Annotated in this window: 25 protein-coding genes, 1 pseudogene and 1 riboswitch; of the genes and pseudogenes, 13 read left to right on the forward strand and 13 right to left on the reverse strand. The window is 71.1% G+C overall.

The window, feature by feature from the left end:
- Positions 1–66: 66 nt before the first annotated feature.
- From ASG71_RS03945 to ASG71_RS03955, 3 genes are all read left to right on the forward strand, one after another.
- Entirely contained in the window at positions 67–1098 is a 1032-nt protein-coding gene (locus ASG71_RS03945) for an Lrp/AsnC family transcriptional regulator (RefSeq protein ID WP_056737391.1), read from the forward strand.
- 42 nt (positions 1099–1140) lie between these two features.
- On the forward strand, positions 1141–2538 hold the full coding sequence (locus ASG71_RS03950) for an MFS transporter (RefSeq protein WP_056737393.1): 1398 nt from the start codon (positions 1141–1143) through the stop codon (positions 2536–2538).
- Between the two features lie 361 nt (positions 2539–2899).
- Positions 2900–4810 (forward strand): DEAD/DEAH box helicase, encoded by a 1911-nt coding sequence (locus tag ASG71_RS03955; protein ID WP_056737395.1) that lies wholly within the window; start codon positions 2900–2902, stop codon positions 4808–4810.
- Positions 4811–4971: 161 nt separating this feature from the next.
- Here ASG71_RS03955 and ASG71_RS03960 read toward each other — a convergent pair whose 3' ends face one another.
- From ASG71_RS03960 to ASG71_RS03980, 5 genes are all read right to left on the reverse strand, one after another.
- Positions 4972–5622 carry an MBL fold metallo-hydrolase gene (locus ASG71_RS03960; RefSeq protein WP_056737397.1) on the reverse strand — a complete coding sequence of 217 codons (651 nt, stop codon included), beginning with the start codon at positions 5620–5622 and terminating at the stop codon, positions 4972–4974.
- Positions 5623–5643: 21 nt separating this feature from the next.
- Positions 5644–6654, reverse strand: coding sequence for an aldo/keto reductase (locus ASG71_RS03965; RefSeq protein ID WP_056737399.1), 1011 nt, complete (start codon positions 6652–6654; stop codon positions 5644–5646).
- 186 nt (positions 6655–6840) lie between these two features.
- Positions 6841–7269 (reverse strand): DMT family transporter, encoded by a 429-nt coding sequence (locus ASG71_RS03970; RefSeq protein ID WP_056737402.1) that lies wholly within the window; start codon positions 7267–7269, stop codon positions 6841–6843.
- Complete coding sequence (locus ASG71_RS03975; protein WP_056737406.1) at positions 7269–7592, reverse strand: DMT family transporter; 324 nt, start codon at positions 7590–7592, stop codon at positions 7269–7271. Before ASG71_RS03975 ends, ASG71_RS03970 begins: the two co-directional genes overlap by 1 nt.
- 9 nt (positions 7593–7601) lie before the next feature.
- Positions 7602–7668: riboswitch (guanidine-III (ykkC-III) riboswitch) on the reverse strand.
- Positions 7669–7760: 92 nt separating this feature from the next.
- Entirely contained in the window at positions 7761–8429 is a 669-nt protein-coding gene (locus ASG71_RS03980; RefSeq protein ID WP_056737408.1) for a HutD family protein, read from the reverse strand.
- 110 nt (positions 8430–8539) lie between these two features.
- Here ASG71_RS03980 and ASG71_RS03985 point away from each other — a divergent pair, with 110 nt between their 5' ends.
- The 4 genes from ASG71_RS03985 (at position 8540) to ASG71_RS04000 (ending at position 10804) form a co-directional block, all read left to right on the forward strand.
- A complete protein-coding gene (locus tag ASG71_RS03985) occupies positions 8540–9139 on the forward strand; it encodes a phosphoribosylanthranilate isomerase (protein ID WP_056737410.1) in 600 nt (199 codons plus the stop codon).
- Positions 9140–9242: 103 nt separating this feature from the next.
- Positions 9243–9794 (forward strand): YceI family protein, encoded by a 552-nt coding sequence (locus tag ASG71_RS03990; protein ID WP_056737412.1) that lies wholly within the window; start codon positions 9243–9245, stop codon positions 9792–9794.
- A 72-nt stretch (positions 9795–9866) separates the two neighbouring features.
- On the forward strand, positions 9867–10268 hold the full coding sequence (locus ASG71_RS03995; protein ID WP_056737414.1) for a YccF domain-containing protein: 402 nt from the start codon (positions 9867–9869) through the stop codon (positions 10266–10268).
- Between the two features lie 44 nt (positions 10269–10312).
- Positions 10313–10804, forward strand: a complete 492-nt coding sequence (locus tag ASG71_RS04000) for an SRPBCC family protein (RefSeq protein ID WP_056737416.1) — start codon at positions 10313–10315, stop codon at positions 10802–10804.
- A 13-nt stretch (positions 10805–10817) separates the two neighbouring features.
- Here the strand turns inward: ASG71_RS04000 and ASG71_RS04005 are convergent, their stop codons facing one another.
- Positions 10818–11687 carry a DUF4031 domain-containing protein gene (locus ASG71_RS04005; RefSeq protein ID WP_056737418.1) on the reverse strand — a complete coding sequence of 290 codons (870 nt, stop codon included), beginning with the start codon at positions 11685–11687 and terminating at the stop codon, positions 10818–10820.
- Positions 11688–11696: 9 nt separating this feature from the next.
- Positions 11697–11873: a BBE domain-containing protein gene (locus ASG71_RS16870; protein WP_414826656.1), complete on the reverse strand. Its 177-nt coding sequence runs from the start codon at positions 11871–11873 to the stop codon at positions 11697–11699.
- Between ASG71_RS16870 and ASG71_RS17150 the strand changes: the two genes are divergently transcribed.
- Positions 11872–11952, forward strand: a complete 81-nt coding sequence (locus tag ASG71_RS17150) for a twin-arginine translocation signal domain-containing protein (protein WP_414826657.1) — start codon at positions 11872–11874, stop codon at positions 11950–11952. The two genes, ASG71_RS16870 and ASG71_RS17150, sit on opposite strands and share 2 nt — an antisense overlap.
- A gap of 658 nt (positions 11953–12610) precedes the next feature.
- Here the strand turns inward: ASG71_RS17150 and ASG71_RS17155 are convergent.
- A pseudogene (locus ASG71_RS17155) lies at positions 12611–13171 on the reverse strand (FAD-binding oxidoreductase); the annotation flags it as partial.
- A gap of 20 nt (positions 13172–13191) precedes the next feature.
- Here ASG71_RS17155 and ASG71_RS04015 point away from each other — a divergent pair.
- From ASG71_RS04015 to ASG71_RS04035, 5 genes are all read left to right on the forward strand, one after another.
- Entirely contained in the window at positions 13192–13602 is a 411-nt protein-coding gene (locus ASG71_RS04015; protein WP_056737421.1) for a TOBE domain-containing protein, read from the forward strand.
- Positions 13599–14366 carry a molybdate ABC transporter substrate-binding protein gene (gene modA / locus ASG71_RS04020; RefSeq protein ID WP_056737424.1) on the forward strand — a complete coding sequence of 256 codons (768 nt, stop codon included), beginning with the start codon at positions 13599–13601 and terminating at the stop codon, positions 14364–14366. The genes ASG71_RS04015 and modA overlap by 4 nt, the downstream gene beginning before the upstream one ends.
- Entirely contained in the window at positions 14366–15232 is an 867-nt protein-coding gene (locus tag ASG71_RS04025; protein WP_056737426.1) for an ABC transporter permease, read from the forward strand. The genes modA and ASG71_RS04025 overlap by 1 nt, the downstream gene beginning before the upstream one ends.
- The gene (locus ASG71_RS04030; RefSeq protein ID WP_056737428.1) at positions 15229–16278 is read left to right on the forward strand and encodes a sulfate/molybdate ABC transporter ATP-binding protein; all 1050 of its coding nucleotides are present in this window, start codon (positions 15229–15231) and stop codon (positions 16276–16278) included. Before ASG71_RS04025 ends, ASG71_RS04030 begins: the two co-directional genes overlap by 4 nt.
- A 64-nt stretch (positions 16279–16342) precedes the next feature.
- Positions 16343–17425, forward strand: a complete 1083-nt coding sequence (locus ASG71_RS04035) for an SDR family oxidoreductase (protein WP_056737430.1) — start codon at positions 16343–16345, stop codon at positions 17423–17425.
- Between the two features lie 31 nt (positions 17426–17456).
- On the opposite strand, the gene ASG71_RS04040 is transcribed toward ASG71_RS04035, so the two are convergent.
- The 5 genes from ASG71_RS04040 to ASG71_RS04060 form a co-directional block, all read right to left on the reverse strand.
- Positions 17457–17975: a carboxymuconolactone decarboxylase family protein gene (locus tag ASG71_RS04040; RefSeq protein WP_056737433.1), complete on the reverse strand. Its 519-nt coding sequence runs from the start codon at positions 17973–17975 to the stop codon at positions 17457–17459.
- 296 nt (positions 17976–18271) lie between these two features.
- On the reverse strand, positions 18272–19261 hold the full coding sequence (locus tag ASG71_RS04045; RefSeq protein ID WP_056737434.1) for a glycerate kinase: 990 nt from the start codon (positions 19259–19261) through the stop codon (positions 18272–18274).
- Between the two features lie 4 nt (positions 19262–19265).
- Entirely contained in the window at positions 19266–20198 is a 933-nt protein-coding gene (locus ASG71_RS04050; RefSeq protein WP_056737437.1) for a 3-keto-5-aminohexanoate cleavage protein, read from the reverse strand.
- Between the two features lie 20 nt (positions 20199–20218).
- The gene (locus ASG71_RS04055; protein WP_056737439.1) at positions 20219–20983 is read right to left on the reverse strand and encodes an SDR family oxidoreductase; all 765 of its coding nucleotides are present in this window, start codon (positions 20981–20983) and stop codon (positions 20219–20221) included.
- Between the two features lie 133 nt (positions 20984–21116).
- Positions 21117–22436 (reverse strand): MFS transporter, encoded by a 1320-nt coding sequence (locus tag ASG71_RS04060; protein WP_235563920.1) that lies wholly within the window; start codon positions 22434–22436, stop codon positions 21117–21119.
- Between the last annotated feature and the right edge of the window lies 1 nt (position 22437).

Raw genomic sequence — 22437 nt, forward strand, 5'->3', positions numbered from 1 at the left:
GAACCGCCGGAAATATGCAGGAAGCGGCCGCAGGCGCAGTTTTCATGCACCAGAGGGGAGAATCGGGTGGACCTTAGTGAAGACGATCTTGCGCTGATCAACGTGCTGCAGATCGCGCCGCGGCTGAGCTGGGCCGACGCCGCGGAAGTGCTGGGCGTCCACGCGACCACCCTCGCGGCACGCTGGGAGCGGCTGCGGTCCTCCGGGGTCTCCTGGATCACCGCGCACCTGATCGGCGATCCGCACCAGATGTGCCTGGCCTTCGTGGCCGTGGACTGCGCCATGAACCGGCGCGAGGAGGTCACCGCCGGGCTCGCCGCGATGCCGGAGGTCGTCACGGTGGAAGAGGCGGCCAGCCACCGCGACCTGATGCTGACGGTCATCACCCCGTCGCTGGACGACTTCAGCACCAAGGTCGTCGCACGGCTCAAGGACATCGACGGTCTGGTCAAGTACCAGACCGCGTTGTGCACCCGGCTGCACGCCAGCGGAGGCGCCTGGCGGCTGAACGTGCTCAGCCGTGCCCAGCGGGCGGCGGTGCGGGCGCTGGCCGGGCCCGCGGCCACCGGTGTTACGCGGGCCGCTGCCCGGGAGCAGCTGCCCGCCAGCCATCTGGCGCTGCTGCCGTTCCTGGCCAGGGACGGGAGGGCGACGGCGGCCGACATCGCCCGGGCCCTCGGCCGCCACCCCGCCACCGTCCAGCGGCAGCTCAACCGGGTGATCGCCAGCGGAATCCTGTCCTTCCGCTGCGAAGTCGCCCAGAAATTCTCGGCCTTCCCGGTCACCTGCCAATGGTTCGTCAACGTTCCCGCCGGCCAGCACGAGGCCGCGGCCGCGGAGTTGAAGACCATCCGGAACGTCCGGCTCAGTGCCTCCACCACCGGGCCGGCCAACTTCGTGATCATCATGTGGCTGCAGTCGCTCGCCGACGTCATGACCATGGAGCTGGAACTGCAGCAGAAGGTCCCCGGCATCGTGCTGGTCGAAAGCGTCGTCATGCTCAGCACTGTCAAACGGGTGGGCTGGATGCTGGAGCCGGACTCCCGGGCCAGCGGCGCCGTCGTGGTCCCCGCGCAGGGGCCCGGCGACGACGACTGAGCCCGGCTTCCGGCCCGGGCGCCGTCCGCTTAGGCTTCAACCATGAGCACCGATGCCAGTCCGCAGCCGCTGCCGGAGCGCACCACGGCGGCGCCGGAGGGCATCTTCCACCGCACCTACCTGCTGGTGACCCTGGGCGCCCTGGCCCTGGTGTTCCTCGCCGCCTTCGAATCCCTGGCGGTGACCACCATCATGCCGCTGGTGAGCCGTGAGTTGGACGGGGCCAGCCTCTACGCCCTGGCGTTCGCAGGTCCGCTCGCGACCGGTGTCATCGGCATGGTCGCCGCCGGCAACTGGTCGGACCGCCGCGGCCCGGCCGGTCCGCTGTACGCCTCAGTGGCGCTGTTCGTGCTGGGACTTCTCCTCGCGGGCACCGCGGAAACCATGACCGCGCTGCTCGCCGGCCGGCTGGTCCAGGGCCTGGGCGGCGGGGCCGTCACGGTGGCGCTGTACGTGGTGGTGGCCCGCGTCTTTCCGCCCGTGCTGCACCCCAAGATCTTCGCCGCGTTCGCCGCGGCGTGGGTCGTCCCCTCGCTCGTCGGGCCCTTCGCGGCCGGGCTCGTCGCCCAGTGGCTGGGCTGGAACTGGGTCTTCCTGGGCGTGGTGGGGCTGGTGGTTCCGGCCATGCTGATGATCGTGCCGGCGCTGCGCGGACTGCCCGCCTCCCAGGCCGGGAGCCGGCCCTGGGACTACGGCCGGCTGGCCTGGGCCGGCCTGGCCGCGCTCGCGGTCCTCGGGCTGAACCTGTCCGTCGAGGTGCCGGGCGCCGGCTGGGCGCTCGCGGCCACCGCCGTCGCCGTGGCGCTGGTGGCGGTCCGGCCCCTGGTTCCGCGCGGGACCCTGACGGCGCGCCGCGGGCTGCCTGCCGTCATCCTCGCCCGCGGCCTGGCCTCGGCGGCGTTCTTCGGTGCGGAGGTGTACCTGCCCTACCTGCTGGTGGAACGGTACGTCTTTTCGCCCACCTTCGCGGGCCTGACCCTCACCGGCGGTGCCCTGGCCTGGGCCGGGGCCTCCGCGGTCCAGGGCCGGCTCGGGGCCCGGCTGGAGCACCGCCGCGCGGTCCGGATCGGCTCGGCGCTGGTGCTGGGCGCCGTCGTCCTGGCGCTGGCGACCGCGCTGCTGGGCTGGCCCGCCGCCGTCGCGATCACCGGCTGGATCTTCGCCGGCGGGGGAATGGGGCTGATGTATCCGCGGCTGAGCGTGATGACCCTGGCCCTGTCCACCAAGGAAACCGAGGGGTTCAACAGCTCCGCGATGTCCATCTCGGACTCGCTCGGCGGCGCCCTGGCGCTCGCCGCGACGGGGATCGTCTTCGCGGCGTTTACGACGGCGGCTGGCGGCGGCGCAGCCCCCTTCGCCGGGGTCTTCGCGCTCACCGCAGCGATCGGCGTCGCGGGCGTGCTGGTCGCTCCCCGTGTCGCCGGGCAGGCGGCGGCCTAGTCCCCTCCGGCCGGTCCTCCGGCCTTGTCTCCCGGTGCTCCCGGAAACGAGAGGAGAGGCGCAGATGCTAGACTGGAGGAACTTGATGTGCAGTGATGCCCACTTTGGATCCGGTTTCCGCCCCGCGCGGCCAGCCCGGATCCCCTGCAGGATTCCTTCCGGATTCCGGCCGCAGCGGTGGGCTTTATTCATGTGAGAGGCACATCCTGCGTCGATGAACGCGTTCTATTTGGTCCCGGCCGCCCGCAGACCCTGCTTGCGGCCCGGTTGATCACCTGACTTTTCTTCGGCGAACCCTCGGGCCAACCGGCCCCGGGGGCCGATATCCGCACGGATACCGCCTGAAAGACCACTGGTACAAATGACTACTTTTGCTGCCCTCGGCACGCCCAAGGCCCTTGCCGACACCCTCACCGCCCAGGGGATCGAAACCCCGTTCCCCATCCAGGTCAAGACCCTGCCGGACACCCTGGCCGGACGCGACGTCCTGGGCCGCGGCCGCACCGGCTCCGGCAAGACCATCGCCTTCGCCATCCCGCTGGTGGCGCGGCTGGCCGAACGCGAGGCCGGGTACTTCCGCAAGCCGGGACGCCCCATGGGCCTGGTGCTGGCACCCACCCGCGAGCTGGCCACCCAGATCAACGCGACCATCGAGCCGCTGGCCAAGGCCGCCGGCCTGAACACCACCGTGATCTACGGCGGCATCTCCCAGGCCCGCCAGGAGAAGGCGCTGCGCGCCGGCGTCGACATCGTCATCGCCTGCCCGGGCCGCCTGGAGGACCTCATCCGCCAGCGCATCGTGACGCTGGAAGGCGTCGAGATCACCGTCCTGGACGAGGCGGACCACATGGCCGACCTCGGCTTCCTGCCCGTGGTCAAGAAGCTCATGGACATGACCCCCAGCCAGGGCCAGCGCCTGCTCTTCTCCGCCACCCTGGACAACGGCGTGGACAAGATCGTCCAGCGCTACCTGTCCAACCCGCTGACCCACTCCGTGGACGATCCGCAGGCCGCGGTGACCACCATGGAGCACCACGTCCTCGTCGTCAACGACCAGACGGTCAAGAAGCAGCTGATCGTCGAGCTCGCTTCCGGCGCCGGCCGCCGCGTGCTGTTCATGCGCACCAAGCACCACGCCCGCAAGCTGGCCAAGACCCTGACCGACGCCGGTATCCCCGCCGTCGACCTGCACGGCAACCTCTCGCAGAACGCCCGTGACCGCAACCTGGCCGAATTCTCCTCCGGCGAGGTCCGCGTCCTGGTGGCGACCGACGTCGCCGCCCGCGGCGTGCACGTCGACGACGTCGAGCTGGTCATCCACGTGGATCCGCCCACCGAGCACAAGGCGTACCTGCACCGCTCGGGCCGTACCGCCCGCGCCGGTTCCGACGGCACCGTGGTCACGCTGACCCTGCCGGAGCAGCAGTCCGACGTCAAGAAACTGATGAAGGCCGCCGGCGTCGAGGTCAGCTTCGAGCGCGTCACCGCCAACTCGCCGCTGGTGGCCGAACTGGTCGGCGAGATGGCCGACAAGATCGATCCGCGGACCCGTGCGGCGCTGCTGGCTGCCAAGGCCGCCAAGCAGGGCGGCGGCACCTCCACCGGCGCCAACGCCGAGCGCAAGCGCGCCCGCCGCCAGGCGGCTCCCACGGCCGGTGGCCGTGGCGGCCGCGGCGGACGGGGACGGGTCTCCGCCGAGGCGCCCCGCACCGACCTGCCCCGCGCCGAGCGCCGTGCCGCAGCGTACGAGGGCAAGGCCGCTGCCCGCGACGCCGCGGACCGCGTCGCCGAGCAGAACCAGGACCGGGCCGACGCCGAGCGCGCCGAGCGGCGCAATGCACGCGGCCGGGGCCGGGCCACCGCTTACGCGCACCACAATGATGTTCCCGCAGCCGGCGGCCGTGCCTCGGCCGGCCGCGGCTCCGACGGACGCGCTGCAGACAGCCGCGACGCCCGCGGCGGGTCGGCCTCCCGCGGCGCCGGCGCCGGCGCCGGCCGTACCGGCGGTGCCCCCCGCACGGGTGCCGGCCGTACCGGTGGCGCTACCGGCGGCCAGCGCGGTGGACGCCCGGCAACCGGCCAGCGCGCCGCAGCCGGCGCCAAGTCCGGCGGCTCCGCTCCGGTCTGGTCCTCCAACACCGGCGGCACCTCCGGCGGTTCATACGCCGGCGGCGGCAACGGCGGCGGACGCTCCGGCAGCGGCCGTCCGGCACGCAGCGGCGGCCCGCGCCGCGCCTCCGCTCCGGCGTCGAACGAACGCCGCAGCCGCTAATCCCCAACCGCTCCCTAACCTCGCAAGCTCGGTCAGGGAACCCGGCAGGCGTGGCCCCAGGCTTTTCGCTAGGGAAACGGACGGCCGCTGCTGGGATACCAGCAGCGGCCGTCCGAACCCGTAGCGGATTTCCGAAGCCGTAGCGGAATTCTGCCCTTGGGCTACCAGCCCCGGGCGCGCCACTCCGCCAGATGTGGGCGTTCCGCGCCCAGGGTGGTCGGCTCCCCGTGGCCCGGGTGCACCACGGTGTCGTCCGGGTAAACGTCGAACAGCCGCGCGGACACGTCGTCCAGCAGTTGGGTGAACCGCTCCGGATCCTTGTCCGTGTTGCCCACCCCACCCGGAAACAGCGAGTCGCCCGAGAAGATGTGGGCCGGGCCCTCCGGGTCCTGGTAGACCAGCGCCACGGAACCGGGGGTGTGCCCGCGCAGGTGCACCGCCGTCACGTCGAACCCGTCGAAGTTGCCGACGTCGCCGTGGTCCAGCAGCACATCGACCTTTACCGGCAGCTCGGGGGCGTCGTCGGTTCCGGCGGCCGTTTTGGCGCCGGTGGCCTCCACCAGCGCCGGCAGCGCACGGACGTGGTCCCAGTGCCGGTGGGTGGTGGCGATCAGCGCCAGCCTCGGCGTCGCGGCCGTGTCCGCGGCGGCGTCGGCGAGCAGCCCCTGGATGGCGTCGACGTCGTCGGCCGCATCAATCAGGAGCTGCGCGCCGGTGGCCTTCGCGGTCAGCAGGTACACGTTGTTGTCCATCTCGCTGACCGAAATCCGGCGGATGGTGATGTCGCGGAGTGAGTGCAGAAGTGAGTCCATGCGCATCAGTCTAGGACCGGGCTATTCGCGGCCCTGCGAAACCCAGTTCGGATCCGCCGAGCGGGAACCGACGACGGCGTCCGCGGCGGCGTCGAGCCGGGCCAGCTGCGCCGGGGTCAGCTCCAGCGCCAGGGCGCCGAGGTTCTCGTCGATCCGTTCGGCCTTGCGGGTGCCCGGGATCGGCACCACCGGCAGGTCCAGCTTGCCGCCCTGGGCGAGCAGCCAGGCCAGTGCCACCTGGGCGGGCGTTGCGGTTTCTCCGGAGCTGCTGAGCTCCGCGGCGACGTCCCGGACGGCGGCCACCACTGCCTGGTTGGCATCCATCGCGGTCTCGGCGAAGCGCGGGATGTTGCGGCGGAAGTCGTTGCTGCCCAGCTTTGAGGCATCCACGGTGCCGGTGAGGAATCCCCGGCCCAGCGGCGAATAAGGCACGAATCCCACGCCCAGTTCGGCGGCGGCGGGAACCACCTGGCGTTCCACGTCACGGCTCCAGATGGACCATTCGCTCTGGACCGCGGCGATCGGATGGACGCTGTGCGCTTCGCGCAGCTCCTCGGCCGTCACCTCGGACAGGCCAAGGTGTTTGACCTTTCCGGCCTTCACCAGCTCCGCCATGGCCTCCACGGTTTCCCCAATCGGAACGCGGAGGTCACGGCGGTGCATGTAGTAGAGGTCGATCGTGTCGGTGCCCAGGCGCTGCAGGCTGCGGTCGATGGCCTGGCGGACGTAGGCGGCGTCGCCGCGGATGTCCGAGTAGCCGGTGGAGGGGGTTCCGACCAGGGCGAACTTGGTGGCCAGCTGGACCTCGCCGCGGCGCTCCTTGAGCAGCTGGCCGATGAGCTCCTCGTTGCTGCCGCCGCCGTAGATGTCCGCGGTGTCGAGGAAGGTCATGCCCGCGTCCACGGCGTGGTGCAGGGTGGCCAGCGCCTCGGCCGGGTCCACCTCCCCGTAGACCGGGGTCAGGGCCATGCCGCCGAACCCCAGGGGGCTGACGCTGAGGCCGTCGCCAATCGGGACTGCTGCTGCCGTCATCTTTGAACTCCTTCGTTGCCGGAAATGCCGTCCCAGCCAAGAACTCCGCCGGTCGCGCACCTATTCCGACGGTCCTTTCCGGTTCTTGGCGGGGAAGGTCCGGTATGCGGGCGTACCTGCCCGGTTACTGTCGGCGGGCGGGCCGGGACACGGCGTGTCTCCCTCAAATCCGGCTTCGGGCGCGGACTAACTGGGCGGGAGCGTACCGGGCGGGTCGGGTTCACCGGGCGGGAGCGTACCGGGCGGGTCGGGTTCACTGGCCGGGAGCAGCTTCAGACCGGCCGCGCAGCCCACAACCCCGGCGATGAACAGCAGCTTCAGCGGATTCGCGGGTTCGACGCCGGTGGCCATGGCCCAGCCGACGGTCAGCGCCGCGCCGATCCCCACCCAGACGGCGTACCCGGTGCCGAGCGGGATAGTCTTCACCGCCAGGCCCAGGCCCACCATGCTCAGGGTGGCGGTCAGGGCGAACACGGCCGTGGGCAGCGGACGGGTGAGGCCGTCGGAGAGTCCCAGGGCTGTGGCCCAAACGGCTTCCAGCACGGCCGAGCCGAGCAGGATCAGCCAGGCCAGCGTCGTCGCCGGTGCCCGCCCGGCGGCGCGGTCCGCTGCCATCACGCCACCAGCTTCAGGCCGGCCACACAGGCGACAATTCCGGCCAGCAGCAGGATCCGTGCGGCGGTCGCAGGCTCAACCTTGGAGGCCATGGCGTAGGCGGAGGTCAGCACCACGCCGACGCCCACCCAGACCGCGTATGCCGTGCCGGTGGGGATGCTTTGCATCGCGATGGCCAGGCCGCCGGTGCTGGCCAGGACGGCAACGAGGAAGAGTGCGCCCGGTGCGATCCGGCGGCGGCCGGTGGCCTGCGCGGTCCGGTGCAGCGCCGCGGCCCAGACAGCCTCCAGTGCTCCGGAAAAGATGAGGACAAGCCACGCCATGACAGCTCCTTTGGCCAGTCTTGTCGCGTGCCGGGTACTGAACCGTCGTCCGGAGGCCGCGAAGCGGCGGCCCTGGTTCCAAGGCTAGCAAGCCCAGCTACCGCGCGGCGCCGCTCCAGTGGCTGGAGCGCCGTCCCACCTGTGACCTCGGCCGGTTACCGGACCGATTTACACCGGGTCGATTGAGACGACGGCGAGGAAGCCGCGGCCTAGGATTTCGGGGGTGCGGGTGTCGGAGCCGACGACGGCGTCGTACCTCTCGAGCGCCTGCGGCGCCTCGCCGGGGTCACCGGAAACCTCGGGACCGGCGGAAACCTCGGGACCGCCGGGGGCGGCGGGGCCACCGGCAGCGGCGTGGGCATCCGGCGCGCCCGGAACGCCGGCCGAAGCCTGCCCCTGCAGCAGGACGCCGAACTGCCCGGCGAAGACCGGATGCGCCCGCTTCTTGGACAGCTCGATGATCGAGGTGTAGCCCTTGAACGCACCGGTCCGGGTGATGACGTTGAGGTCCCGGATGTCACCGGTGGGCAGGGCGCCGGCGGCGTCCGCGTCGCCGGAAAAGCGGTACGGTCGGTACTTCTCCAGGGGATGCTCGGCGCCGTCCACGGTCAGGACCAACAGCTCGCCGTCGACGACGGTCAGCACCCGCTCCATCCCGGCGAACCGTGAGAACGCTCCGGCCCGCGAGACCTCCGCGATGCTGACCCGCCAGTCCCAGGCATCGCCCGCCGCGGCGCCCTGCCCGGAAGCCTGCGGGAACCTGGCCAGCTCGCGGGTCACCCCGCCGCCGTTGCGCCAGGGGACGGGCTTGAGCTCGGCGTACCGGATGATCTCCATCAGCACAGCCTAGCCGGACGGGCTCTCGCGTACCGCCGGGCGTAAAGTCGGCGCGGCCCCCGCGGACTTGCTACCGTCGAAGCAGCAAACAACTGCGTAGGGAGCCGGAAATGTTCGTCAAAGTGTGCGGCCTCAGCACGACCGAGTCGGTGCGCGCCGCGGTCGACGCCGGCGCCGACGCCCTGGGCTTCGTGCTCACCCGCAGCCCCCGCGAGGTGGCACCGGACACGGTCCGTGAGCTACTGGCCGCCGTGCCCGCCGGGCTGCCCGCCGTGGGCGTCTTCCGGCACGAAACGGCCGACGACGCCGTCGCCCGGGCCCGGGAAGCCGGGCTGGACTGGGTCCAGCTGCACGGTGATCGGAGCCCCGCCGACGTACGCACCGTCCACGACGCCGGCCTGAAGCTCATCCGGGCAGTCACCATGGCCTCGGATCCGTCGGCCTTCGCGGACTGGGGCGAGGAACTGCTCCTGATCGATGCGGCCGTGCCCGGTTCCGGCGAAGCCTGGGACTACGCCTCCGTGCGGGCGCTCGGCCTGCAGGGCCGGTCATGGCTGCTCGCCGGCGGGCTGGACCCGGACAACGTTGCCGCCGCTGCGGCGGCGGCCGGCGCCTGGGGCGTAGACGTCTCCTCCGGCGTCGAAGCCGCCAGGGGCGTCAAGGACCCGGCCAGGATCGTGGCCTTCGTGGCAGCGGCCAAGGGGCGCTGACCGGACTCCGGGCACCTATCGCCCGGACGGCAACGTCGTTAGCATGCTTCTTGAGGACTACCGGCGGGCCGGGCCCGCCACCCATCCACAAGGAGGAACGGCTATGACTCTGCCCCAAGGACTGACCCCCGGCGTCTGGACGCTGGACATGTCCCACAGCGAGGTCGGCTTCAGCGTCCGGCACGCCGGCATCAGCAAGGTCCGCGGCCGGTTCAACGAGGCCTCCGCGGAAGCCCGGGTGCGCGACTCACTGGCCGACGCAAGCCTGCACGCCTCGGTCAAGACCGCCAGCTTCGACTCCGGCGATGCCAACCGCGACGGCCACGTGCGCGGCCCGGACTTCTTCGACGTCGAGAACTATCCCGAAATGACTTTTCGGGCCACCTCCATCCGGGGCGACGGCGAGGACTATGTGCTCACCGGGGACCTCACCATCCGGGGCGTGACCAAGCCCGTGGACCTGGAAGTCGAGTTCACCGGCGTCGCGGTGGATCCCTTCGGCGCGACCCGGGCCGGATTCAGCGCCGAGGCCGAGATCTCCCGCAAGGAATTCGGCTTGACCTGGAACGCGGCACTGGAAGCCGGCGGGCTGCTGGTCAGCGACAAAGTCAAGATCAACGTCGAAGCGGCCATGGTCAAGCAGGCCGACGCCTAGCAGCGGCCGGAATCAGGGGCTGATCAGGGCAACGCTGATCCGGAACGGCCTTCGGCGGGAGAGAATGAAGCCATGAAGACACTGCTCAACATCATCTGGCTGGTTTTCGGCGGACTTTGGCTGGCCATTGGCTATTTCGTGGCCGGCGTCATCTGCTGCCTGCTGGTCATCACCATTCCGTGGGGGCTGGCCTCGTTCCGGATCGCGTCCTACACGTTATGGCCCTTCGGCCGCATGGTGGTGGACAAGCCCGGCGGCAACGGGGTGTTCACGCTGCTGGGCAACGTCATCTGGCTGCTGGTGGCGGGCATCTGGATCGCGATCGGTCACGTGGTCACGGCCTTCGCCATGGCCATCACCATTATCGGCATCCCGCTGGCCATCGCGAACCTCAAGCTCATTCCGGTGTCCCTGATGCCGCTGGGCAAGCAGATCGTGCCTACCGACCGCCCGTTCGCGGTCAGCTACCGCTAGGCTCCACAGCGGGCGGTCTGCCTGAGAAAGCCGAGGGAAGAACAATGCAGGAATCAACCATCCCGGAAGCAGAGGCCGGCACCGACGAGCTGATGCTGGTCATCACCCGCGAGTTCCAGGTACCGATCGGCGTGGTCTGGGCCGCCCTGACGGATCCGGACCAGGCCCCGGCTTGGTGGGGTCCCCGCGGCTTCCATACGCCGCGGGAGAGCATCGACGCCGACCTGGAAATCGGCGGACAGTACCGCGCCTGCATGGTCCAGGACTCCACCGGCCAGCAGTACTGGTGGAGCGGCATCCACACGGACATCGAACCCCCGAACCTTTTCGTGTTCACCCACGCCTGGGACAAGGCGGACGGGACCCGCGGCTACGAGACCGAGATTACGTACCGGCTGGACGAGATCGACGGCGGCACCCGGTTGACGTTCAGCCAGGGGCCCTTCGACACGGCGGAGAACCGGGACAGCAACGGGACCGGCTGGCGGGAATCCTTCGACCGCCTCGCCGAACACCTCCGCCGGGGCGCCGCCTAACGCCCGAACCGGCTCAGCCCAGCTCGGCCGCCAGGTTGCGCCGCGCGGCGTCCTGCCACAGTTCGCGCCCCCGCGCGGTGTGGAACAGCGGGTCAAGGTCCAGCAGCTGGCGCACGACGGCGGCGCGCCCGGCGGCGAAGTCGGCGTCGCCGATGTGCGCAAAATCCTGCCGGACGGCCGCGAGGTAGCGGGCATACTCGTCCGTCCCGCCGCCCAGGACGGAGAGGTCGGCGTCGCTGAGCAGGCCGGCGGGCCCGTCGTCGGGGTCCGGGCGGTGCTCGGCCGTCATCCGGACCAGCCGGGCCACTTCGTCCACCTCGGCGGCCGGGAGTCCGGCGTCTTCCAGCCGCTCCTCGGCCAGCCGGGCCGAGGCTTCCTCGTCCTCACCGGCGATGCCGAGGTAGACGGCGTCGTGGAACCAGGCCGCGAGCAGCACGGTCCGGGGCGGGCGCTCCGGGGCGGTCAGCTTGTCCAGGGCCTCCAGCACGGCGAGCAGATGGGTCCGGCCATGGTACTTCCGGTGCTCCTCGCCCCAGCGGTCCAGCAGGTCCAGGAACAGGGCGTCGTGGCCGGGCAGCACCTCGTTCCAGCGGGTCAGCAGCGGAAGTTTCAGCGAGCCGCTGCGGCGCCGCGCCGGAATCCGCAGCCCGCTGCCGATCAGCTTGCGGACCAGCACCCGGCCCTCGACCGGCACGGCGCCGGCGGCGACCAGCGCGTCGTAGCGGGCCTCGGCAACGTCGTAGTGGTCGCCGTCGAACGCCCGCTCCGGGATGCCAGCGGCGCGCGCGAACGCATGCAGTTCCTCCAGCGAGCTGTCCGAAATGAGGTGCGAAAACCGGGTTCCGTGGGCGGGCCAGAGCGGTGGATCCAGGTAGACGGCCATGCTGGCAGTCTACGAGGCGGCCGGCAGGATGTTCTGGTTGCCGCGGAAGACGTTGCCCGGATCGAACTCGCGCTTCACCCGGGCCAGCCGGGCATAGTTGTCCTCCCCGAAGGCGGCGCGGACGCGGTCCCGGCCCTCGTCGCCGACGAAGTTCAGCCAGACCCCGCCGTTGGCGTAGGGGGCGATGTCCCGGCGGAACTTCTTGACCCAGGCCTTGGCCTCCGCCGCGGCCGCGCCGACGCCTCCATGCCGTACGGGTGCGTGACCCATTGGGCGCTGCGGTTCTGCAACGGCGTCTGCGCGGCGGCGGGACCGGCCACGGCCCCGCCCCAGCGGGCCACCAGATGCTGGGAGTACGGCCCGGGCAGGTGCCGGGCAGCGTCTACGATCACATCCAGCGCGGCGTCCGGCAACGCGTCGTGGTACTCGGCGCTCCAGTAGTGGTACAGGTCCGGCGGGTCATCGATCATGCACTGGAAGTCGGCGTAGTTCATGTCGCCGACGAGGTCCACAGCGGGCTCGAGCTCGCGGAACGGCGCCGCCTGCTCGGCGCCCGCGGCCGGATCGCCGGCGTAAAGGTACGCCAGGCCGACGGCGGGCTTGCCCACCATGTCTTCCGGCACGAACGGCTCCGGGGGTGCGGTGAGGAACACCAGCGCGCTGCCGACGGCGTCCGGCGCTGCCTGCGCCAGGTCCCGGTAGGAGCGGCTGAGGTCCGCCGCCTCTTCGCCGCGCCACAGCATGATCCCGGCATGGACCGTCGGGCCCAGTTGGTGCAGCCCGAAGGTGAAGCTGGTGGCCACGCCGAAGTTACCGCCGCCGCCGTGCAGGGCCCAGAACAACTCCGGGTTCTCCCGGGCGCTCGCGGTGACCCGGTCCCCGGCGGCCGTCACGAGGTCCACGGAGACCAGATTGTCGCAGGCGAAGCCATAGGACCGTTCCAGCCAGCCGGAGCCGCCGCCCAAGGTGAAGCCTGCAACCCCCGTGGTGGAGGCGCGGCCGCCGGTGCTGGCGAGGCCGTGTTCCTGGGTCGCGCGGTCGAATTCACCCCAGGTGACGCCGGCGCCCACCGTCACGGTCCTGTCCTCCGGGTTCACGGCGATGGCTTTCATCGGCCTGACGTCCACCACCAGGCCGCCCTCGTTGGTGGACATGCCGGCGACGGAATGCCCGCCGGCGCGAACCGCGACGTCGAGGCCGTTGGCCGCGGCGTGGGCCAGGGCGTCGGCGACGTCGGCCGCGTCCGCGCACTGGGCAATGACGGCCGGGTGCCGGTTGATCATTGCGTTGAAGAGTTTTCGAGTTTCGTCATAGGCCGCGTCCTCCGGCCTGACCCATTTCACGGCGGTGCTCCTAGCCGACCGCGGCTCCACCCCACCCCAAAATCGTACGGCGGATGCGCGTCCGCGGCTACGGGTCCGCGCTTCGACGGGTTGAGAAGGCCGGGCGCAACTGCGGGTGCATATGGGTGCCTGCAACCGCATCTGCGAGCTAAAGTGGCCCTATGCGCACCTTTCGCGTCTCCGAAGCAGCCCGGTTCCTGGGCGTCAGCGATGACACCGTCCGCCGCTGGACCGAGAACGGCAGCCTGACCCCGCAGCGGGACGACGCCGGCAGGCTGGTAGTGGACGGGCTCGAGCTGGCGACGCTGGCCCGGGAGCAGGCGAAGCTGCCGGAGGACCCGGCCAGCGGCGTCAGCTCCGCCCGGAACCGCTTCGTGGGGCTGGTCACGGCGATCACCGCCGATACCGTCATGGCCCAAGTGGAACTGCAGTGCGGGCCGTTCCGGGTGGTCTCGCTGATGAGCAGCGAGGCGGTCCGTGACCTGGGCCTGCAGCCCGGGTCGGTGGCCACCGCCGTCGTCAAAGCCACGACCGTGATCATCGAAAGCCCACACAGGAAGGCCCAAGCATGAATCGGCTGCGGCGCGCTGCCGCCCTCCTGGCGGCTGGTGCCCTGGCGCTGGGAACCGGCGCCTGCGCGGGGCCCGGCAACGGATCGGGCGGGCGGACCCTGACCGTCTTCGCGGCCGCGTCGCTGAAGGCGCCGTTCACCGAGCTGGCCCGCGATTTTGAGGCCGGCCATCCGGGCACCACGGTCACGCTCAGCTTCGCCGGGTCAGCCGACCTGGCCACCCAGCTCAGCCAGGGCGCGCCGGCGGACGTGTTCGCCTCCGCGGATGCCAAGAACATGGCCAAGGTCCTCGACGCCGGGCTCGTCGAGGGCACGCCCCGGAACTTCGCCAGCAACGTCCTCGCCCTTGCTGTGCCGCCGGCCAACCCCGCGGACATCGCCTCCTTCGCCGACCTCGCGCGGCCGGGGGTCAGGGTGGTGGTGTGCGCGGCCCAGGTGCCGTGCGGCGCGGCCGCCCGCACGGTCCAGGCCGCCGCCGGCGTCACGCTGAAGCCGGTCAGTGAAGAATCCTCCGTCACGGATGTGCTGGGAAAGGTCACCTCGGGGGAGGCCGACGCCGGGCTCGTTTACGTCACGGACGTCCGTTCGGCCGGGTCGAAGGTGAAGGAAATCCCGTTCCCGGAGTCCGCCGCCGCCGTCAACCGGTATCCGATCGCCGCGCTGAAGAACGGCCGGGAAGCGGACCTTGCGGACGCCTTTACCGCCGAGGTCACCGGCGACCGGGGACAGAAAATCCTGGCTGGCGCCGGCTTCGGGAAGCCGTGATGCGGCACGGCTACACCGGGATTCCGCGCTGGGCGCTGGGTATCGCCGCCGTCGGGGCACTGTTCGTCCTGCTGCCCCTGGCCGCGATGGCCGCCCGGGTCGACTGGCCGCACCTTCTCCCGCTGCTGAGCTCGGAGGCGTCGCTCACCGCGCTGGGGCTCAGCCTGCGGACGGCGGCGGCGAGCACGGTCCTGTGCCTGCTGTTCGGCGTCCCGCTGGCGCTGGTCCTGGCCCGGACCTCGTTCCGCGGGCAGCGGCTGCTCCGTTCCTTCGTGCTGCTGCCGCTGGTGCTGCCGCCGGTGGTGGGCGGCATTGCGCTGCTCTACACCTTCGGCCGGCAGGGCCTGCTGGGCCGCAGCCTGGAGATCGCCGGCGTCCAGATCGCGTTCTCGACGACGGCGGTGGTCCTGGCGCAGACCTTTGTGGCGTTGCCTTTCCTGGTGGTCAGCCTTGAGGGGGCCCTGCGCTCTGCCGGGAGCCGGTACGAGGCCGTGGCCGCCACGCTCGGCGCGCGGCCCGGCACGGTGTTGCGCCGGGTGACCCTGCCCCTGGTGCTGCCCGGCCTCGCCTCCGGCGCCGTGCTCTCGTTCGCGCGGAGCCTCGGCGAGTTTGGCGCTACCCTGACCTTTGCCGGCAGCCTGCAGGGCGTCACCCGCACCCTGCCGCTGGAAATCTACCTGCAGCGCGAGACCGACGCCGACGCCGCCGTCGCGCTCTCCCTGCTGCTGGTCGCCGTGGCGGTCATCGTCGTCGGGCTCAGCTACCGGGGGCCCTCCCCGGCCGGCGGGGACTCCGGGCCTGTTGCCGGGAGCAGGACCGGGCGCACGACCGGGCGCATTTCCGGAGTACGGCGGGAGGCCCCATGACCTTCAGCCTGCAGGCCGCCGTCGCCGACCGCCACTTCGACGTCACCCTGAACCTGGCGGAGGGCGAAACGGTCGCCGTTCTCGGGCCCAACGGCGCCGGAAAGTCCACCCTGCTGTCCGTGGTGGCGGGCCTGCTGCGCCCCGACGCGGGCCACGCGGAGCTCGACGGCCGGCTGCTCTTCAACCTCGGGCCGGGCCGGAAGGCGTGGACGGCCCCGCACCGGCGCGGCACCGCGCTACTGGCCCAGGAAGCCCTGCTGTTCCCACACCTGAGCGCGCTGGAGAACGTCGCGTTCGGGCCCCGGAGCGCCGGTGTGCCCCGGGGCCGCGCCCGCGAGGCCGCCCGGCACTGGCTCGGTGAGGTCGACGCGGCGGAGCTGGCCGGCCGGCGTCCCGGGGAACTCTCCGGGGGGCAGGCCCAGCGCGTCGCGCTGGCGCGCGCCCTCGCGGCGGGTCCGGAGCTACTGCTGCTCGATGAACCGATGGCCGCCCTCGACGTGCACGCGGCCCCGCTGCTGCGGCGCCTGCTGAAGCGGGTCCTGGCCGGCCGCCGGGCCATCATCGTCACCCACGATGTGCTGGATGCCTACATGCTGGCGGACCGGGTGATCGTGCTGGAGGACGGCGCGGTCACCGAGGCCGGGCCCACCCGCGACGTGCTCCAGCGGCCCCGCAGCCGCTTCGCCGCCGGCCTGGCGGGGCTGAACCTGCTCGCCGGCACCGTCACCGCGACCGGCCTCCGGACCGCCGCGGGCCTGGACCTGGCGGGAGGGCACGAGGACGCGGCGGACCCCGGCCAGGCCGGCGTGGCGGCGTTCCCGCCGTCGGCCGTGTCCGTCTTCCTCGACGAGGCGCACGGCAGCCCGCGGAACTCCTTCCCGGTCACGGTCACCGACCTGGAGCCGCACGGGGACCAGATCCGGGTGCGGGCAGGGGAGCTGTCCGCCGACGTGACCCCCGCCGCCTCGGCCGACCTCGGCCTGGCCCCCGGCTCGCGCATCTACTTCGTGGTGAAGGCCGCTGCCGTCTCGGTTTACCCCGCGTAGGACCGGCCGCGGCCGGCGCCGTAGGGTGGAGGGACACCCCCAGCCACCCTTCAGGAGGAATTCCGTGCTTCCAGAATCAACCCGCGCCCAGGGCCGGACCGCACTCGTGGTGGGAGCGAGCGGCATCGCCGGTTCCGCCCTCGTGAGCCTCCTGTCCGAGAGCGGCTGGGACGTCCTGGCCATGTCCCGCGGCGGCGTCGCCCGTCCAGGCGTGCGGCCGCTCAGCGCCGACCTCGGGTCGCCGGAGAGCCTCGCGGCCGCGCTGGCCGGGGAGAATCCCACGCATGTGTTTTTCACCGCGTGGTCGCGGCAGGCCACCGAGAAGGAGAACATCGAGGTCAACGCGGCGATGCTGCGGAACCTGCTCGATGCGCTGCGCGGCAGCCCGGTGGAACACGTCGCGCTGATGACCGGGCTGAAGCACTACCTCGGCCCGTTCGAGGCCTACGCCGCGGGGGAGATGCCGGACACGCCCTTCCACGAGGAGGAACCGCGGCTGCCGGTAGCGAACTTCTACTACGCCCAAGAGGACGAACTGTGGGCTGCGGCCGAACGGCAGGGCTTCACCTGGTCGGTCCACCGCGCCCATACCGTGATCGGCCACGCGGTAGGGAACGCCATGAACATGGGGCTGACGCTCGCCGTCCAGGCCACGCTCTGCAAGGAACTGGACCTGCCCTTCATCTTCCCCGGCTCCGAGACGCAGTGGAACAGCCTCACCGACATGACCGACAGCGGGCTGCTGGCCGAGCACATGCTCTGGGCGGCGACCGCGGAGGGGGCGGCCGACCAGGCCTACAACATCGTCAACGGTGACGTCTTCCGCTGGCGCTGGATGTGGCCGCGGCTGGCCGCCTACTTCGGCGTCGAACCGGTCGGCTTCGAGGGCGCGCCCCGGCCGCTCGAGGAGCAGATGAAGGGCATGGAAGGACCGTGGGCGGACATCGCGGCCCGGCACGGACTTGCCGAGCATGACCTGTCCCGCGTTTCGTCGTGGTGGCACTCCGACGGCGACCTGGGCCGCAACATCGAGGTGCTGGCCGACATGTCCAAGAGCCGGCTGGCCGGCTTCACCGGCTACCGCCGGACGCTGGACTCCTTCACCGGACTCTTCGACCGCTTCCGGGCCGACCGGCTGATCCCGTAGGGAGGGGCGCGGCGCGGCCGGGGTTGCCGGGTTAGTCGGTAGCGGCGCCGTCCGCCTGCCGGGTTTCGGAGGACTTCCGGCGCACCGGGTGCTGGCTGACAATCGACACCCGGTTGAAGGCGTTCATGGCAATGGCCAGCCAGCTGACTGCGGCGAACTCGTCGTCGGTGAGGTGTTTGCGGGCCAGGCGTCCCTCGAGCTCCCGGGCGGTCGAGTCGGAGATGTTGGTGATCGCCTCGGCCAGCATGAGGGCCGCGGCTTCCTTCTCGGTGAAGAGCTTGGTGTCCCGCCAGGCGGGGAGCACTGCGAGCCGCTGGGCGGATTCGCCGTTCTTGATGGCGTCGCCCACGTGCAGGTCCAGGCAGAAGGCGCAGCCGTTGATCTGCGAGATGCGTACGTTCAGCAGCTCGATCAGCGTCTGGTCCAGGCCGGCCTCGTCGGCGGCCTCCTTGGCCTTGAGGCCCAGGCCGTTCAGCGCCCGCCAAGCGGCGGGGTGGGCCTTATCGAGGAAGACGCTGCGGGGGTGGTCCGGGGTCGGGGTCTGCTCCATGGACCAAGCCTAGCGAGCCGCGGCTCCCGCCACGCACGCCTGATGTGACAAATCTGTCACATGTATGACAAGCTTTACTCGTAGTCATTTTCGATCCGGTGGTCGGCTCCTTGGGGGATCCGGCCACCGGATCTCTCCTTTTGACGGGCATGCCCATTCCGGGACGCTGCCGCCGCGCATGTCCACCCCTCGCGCGGCCCGCCCCGTGGGCATGCCCAGCACCTGGCCTGAGGAATGGACATAGCGGATTGTGCCCCATGGCGGGTCCGGACGACGGGCATGTCCAATGGCGGGCGTCAGGGACGGGCATGTCCCGGAGGGCGGGCCAGCCGTGAACCGGCGGCCGCCAGGGCCTCCGCGTCGCTGGCCACGATCACGTCCGCGAAGTTGTCCGCATAGTCGCCCAGGTCCTCGTGGACGGAGCCGACGACGGCGTAGACCGGGGTGGTGCCGATGCGGGCCAGGATGGCGGCGATGATCTTTCCCTGACCGGTCTGGGAGTCCAGCCGGCCCTCGCCGACCACGACCGCGGTGCTCGCGGCGGCCAGGGCGTCGAAGCCGAGCAGATTTAGGACATGGTCCGCGCCGGACACCAGCCGGGCGCCGTACTGCGCCCACATTCCGCCGGAGAAGCCCCCCGCCGCCCCGGTCCGGGCCACCGGCCGGGGGTCGCGGCCCAGCTCGCGGGCGAACCGGTCCGCCTGCGCTTCGAGCCGCCGGGTCAGGGCCTCCACCGCGGCGGGGCCGGCGCCTTTCTGCGGGCCGAAGACGCGGGCGGCCTCGGCGAATCCGGTGGTCACGTCGCTGAGGACGACCACCTCGGCCCCGCGCAGCCCGCCGCGTTCCTCGATCGCGGCGATGGCCCCGGCGCCGCCGTCTGTCGTTGCGGAACCACCGGCGGCCACCAGCACCCGCCGGGCCCCGAGCCGGACGGCCTCCGCCATCAGCACCCCGGTGCCGTACGTGCTGGCCCGCACGGGATCCCGGTCGCCGGCCGTGGGCAGGTTCAGCCCGCTGGCGAACGCGAGTTCGACGAGGGCGGTGCCGTCCCCGGCCAGCGCAATCGCCGTCTCGACGTCGTCGCCCCACGGCCCCACCGTGCGGATGCGCACCGGGCGGGCGTCCAGGCCCCGGACCAGCACCTCAAAGGTTCCCTCACCGCCGTCGGCCACCGGCAGTTCGACGGCGGTCCCGCCCGCGGCTCGGATCCCGGCGGCAATATGCGCCGCGACCTCCTCGGCGGAAAAAGTGCCCTTGAAGCTGTCCGGGGCGACGAGGATGCTCACAGGCCTAGAAACCCACCTGGTCGCGGCCCTTGAGCTGCAGCATTTCGCGCGCCTCGTCCGGGGTGGCGACCTCGAAGTTGAGGGCCTCCAGGATGGTGCGGATCCGGGTGACCTGCTCGGCGTTGGACGCGGCGAGCTGGCCGGGGCCGATCCAGAGCGAGTCCTCCAGGCCCACCCGCACGTGCGAGCCCATGGCAGCGCCGATCGTGGCGAGCGGCATCTGGTTCTTGCCGGCGCCCAGGATGGACCACTGGTAGTCCTCGCCGAGCAGCCGGTCGGCGGTGCGGCGCATGTGCATCAGGTCCTCCGGGTGCGCGCCGATCCCGCCGAGCAGGCCGAAGACGGACTGGACGAACAGCGGGCCGCGGGCCAGGCCGCGCGCGTGGAAGTGGGCCAGGTTGTTCAGGTGCGAGATGTCGTAGCACTCGAATTCGAACCGGGTGCCGTTGGCGTTGCCGATGCCGAGGATCGTCTCGATGTCCTGGAAGGTGTTCTTGAAGACCAGGTCCCGGCTCTTCTCAAGGCCCTCGCGCTCCCACTCGTGGCCGAACTCGGTGAAGCGGTCCAGCATCGGATAGAGGCCGAAGTTCATCGAGCCCATGTTCAGCGACGCCAGCTCGGGCTTGAACAGCGCGGCCGGCTGCATGCGCTCCTCAACGGTCATGTGGGGGGAGCCGCCGGTGGTGATGTTGATGACGGCATCGGTGTTGCGCTTGAGCTTGTCCAGGATCGGCGCGAAGTGCTCCGGATCCTGCGAGGGACGGCCGTCCTTCGGGTCGCGGGCGTGCATGTGCACGATCGCCGCGCCGGCCTCGGCGGCGCCGATGGCGGCGTCGGCGATCTCATCCGGGGACACCGGCAGGTGCGGGGACATGGACGGGGTGTGGATGGCGCCGGTGACGGCGCTGGTGATGATGACTTTGCGTGCAGCAGCCATGGTGGTCGCTCCTTCGGGGCTCAGTACAGCTTTTCGGTGTTGCCGTCGACGGCGAGGGCCTGGCCGTTGACGTTGCGGGCCAGGTCGCTCGCGGCAAAGGCGGCCATGTTGGCGATGTCCTCTGCCTCGATGAGCCGGCCCAGGGAGGACTGGTTATGGTACAGCTCGGAGACCTGTTCGGCGGGCAGGCCCAGCATCTCCGCCTTGGCGGAAATGACGGCGTCGATCCGGGGTCCGTTGACCGCGCCGGGGCAGATGGCGTTGACCCGGATCCGGTCCGGGCCGAGCTCGATCGCGAGCGTCTTGGTCAGCCCGACGACGGCCCACTTCGAGGCCGAATACGCGCTGCGCCCGGCCATCCCGAGGCGGCCGGCGGCGGAGGAGAGGTTCACGATCGAGGCGCCATTTCCCTGCCGGAGCAGCGGCAGGGCGTGCTTGATGCAGTAGAACTGGCCGTGGATGTTGACGTCGAAGGTGGCTTTCCAGGCATCCGCGTCGAGGGTCTCCAGCGGGCCGGTCGGTCCGGCGATGCCGGCGTTGTTGACCAGGACGTCCAGGCCGCCCAGTTCCGCTGCCACCGTCTTCATGAGGTCGCGGACCTGGGTTTCGTCGGAGACGTCGCTGACCGCGGCGGCCAGGCCGTTGACGCGGGCCTTCTCGACGGCGTCGGGGTCGATGTCGGTGACGAAGACGGCGGCGCCGAGTTGCCGGAACTTGTTCGCGATGGCCAGGCCGATGCCGTTGGCTCCGGCGGTGACGAGGACGCGTTTGGCGGTGAAATCCATGGTGTTTCCTAGGGGTGGTGGTTCGGGGGCCGCTCCGCCGGCACGCTGGGCGTGCCGGCGGAACGGCGTGGCGGGCGCCTGGGTGGCACCCGGGCGGGCGGCGGCAGCCGTGCCGGCCGCCGTCGTCGGGCGCCTAGTGGGCTGCGGGGACGGCGTCGGGCTTCTCGGTGCCGCGCTTGAGCATCAGCGACAGCAGCGCCCCGATGACGCACATGCCCACGATGAACCACAGGCCGGAGAGCTTGGAGCCGGTGGCGTCCTGCATGAAGCCCATGACGTAGGGGCCGAGGAACCCGCCGAGCAGGCCGATGGTGTTGACGAACGCGATGCCGCCGGCGAGGGCGGCGCCGGTGAGGCGGGTGGCCGGGTAGGTGAAGAGGATCGGCTGCAGGGCGAAGAAGTTGAACGCGGCCAGGCAGAAGCCGATCATGCCGAGCAGCGGTCCGCCGACGGCGCCGAGCGCGAAGCCGGCGATGATGCCGATCATGGTGCCGGTGACCAGGAGGCGGGAGCGCCGGCCGTCGGTGGCGAAGCGGGGCACCAGCAGCGCGCCGGCGGCGGAGAAGATCCACGGGATGGCGGTCAGCAGGCCGATCTGGAGCGGGTTGAGCTTGCCGTAGGTGCCGATGATCGAGGGCAGGAAGTAGGACAGGGCATAGACGGCGATCTGGTGGGTGAAGTAGACGCCGACCACCAGCAGGATCTGCTTGTCCTTGAGGACATCGCGCAGGCGGTGGTTGCCGGAGGCTTCGGCGCCGGCCTTCTCCTCCGCGGCGATGCGGGCCTCGAGGTCGGCGGCTTCCTCGGCGCTGAGGAAGGTGGCCTTGCTGGGCCGGTCCGGAAGCTTCTTCCAGACAACGTAGGCCAGGAAGCAGGCGGGCAGGCCCTCGATCAGGAACATCCACTGCCAGCCGTGCAGGCCGCCCAGGCCGTCGAGGGTCAGCAGCAGGCCGCCGAGCGGGGCGCCGACGATGTTGGCGATCGAGACGCCGAGGAGGAACATGCCGTTGGCCTTGGCCCGGTCCTTGACCACGAACCACTGGGTCAGGAAGTACATCACGCCGGGGAAGAGCCCGGCCTCGGCGACGCCGAGCAGCATGCGCATGATGTAGAAGGACCACTCGCCCTGCACGAAGGCCATGCCGGCGGAGATCAGGCCCCAGGTGATCATGATCCGCATGATCCAGAAGCGGGCGCCGACCTTGTGCATGATCAGGTTGGAGGGGATCTCCGAGAGGGCGTAGGTCAGGAAGAACAGGCCGGCGCCGATGCCGTAGGCGGTGGCGGAGATGCCGAGGTCGATTTCGAGGCGGTCCTTGGCCATACCGATGTTGGTGCGGTCCAGGAAGGCCATGATGTAGGCGCCGATCAGCAGCGGCATGACCCTGCGGAGGATCACACCGTTTATTTCCTGCGGTGTGCGCATCTTCGTTGGTGCGGATACAACTGACATG

The organism is Arthrobacter sp. Soil763 (assembly GCF_001428365.1).
Lineage (GTDB): Bacteria > Actinomycetota > Actinomycetes > Actinomycetales > Micrococcaceae > Arthrobacter.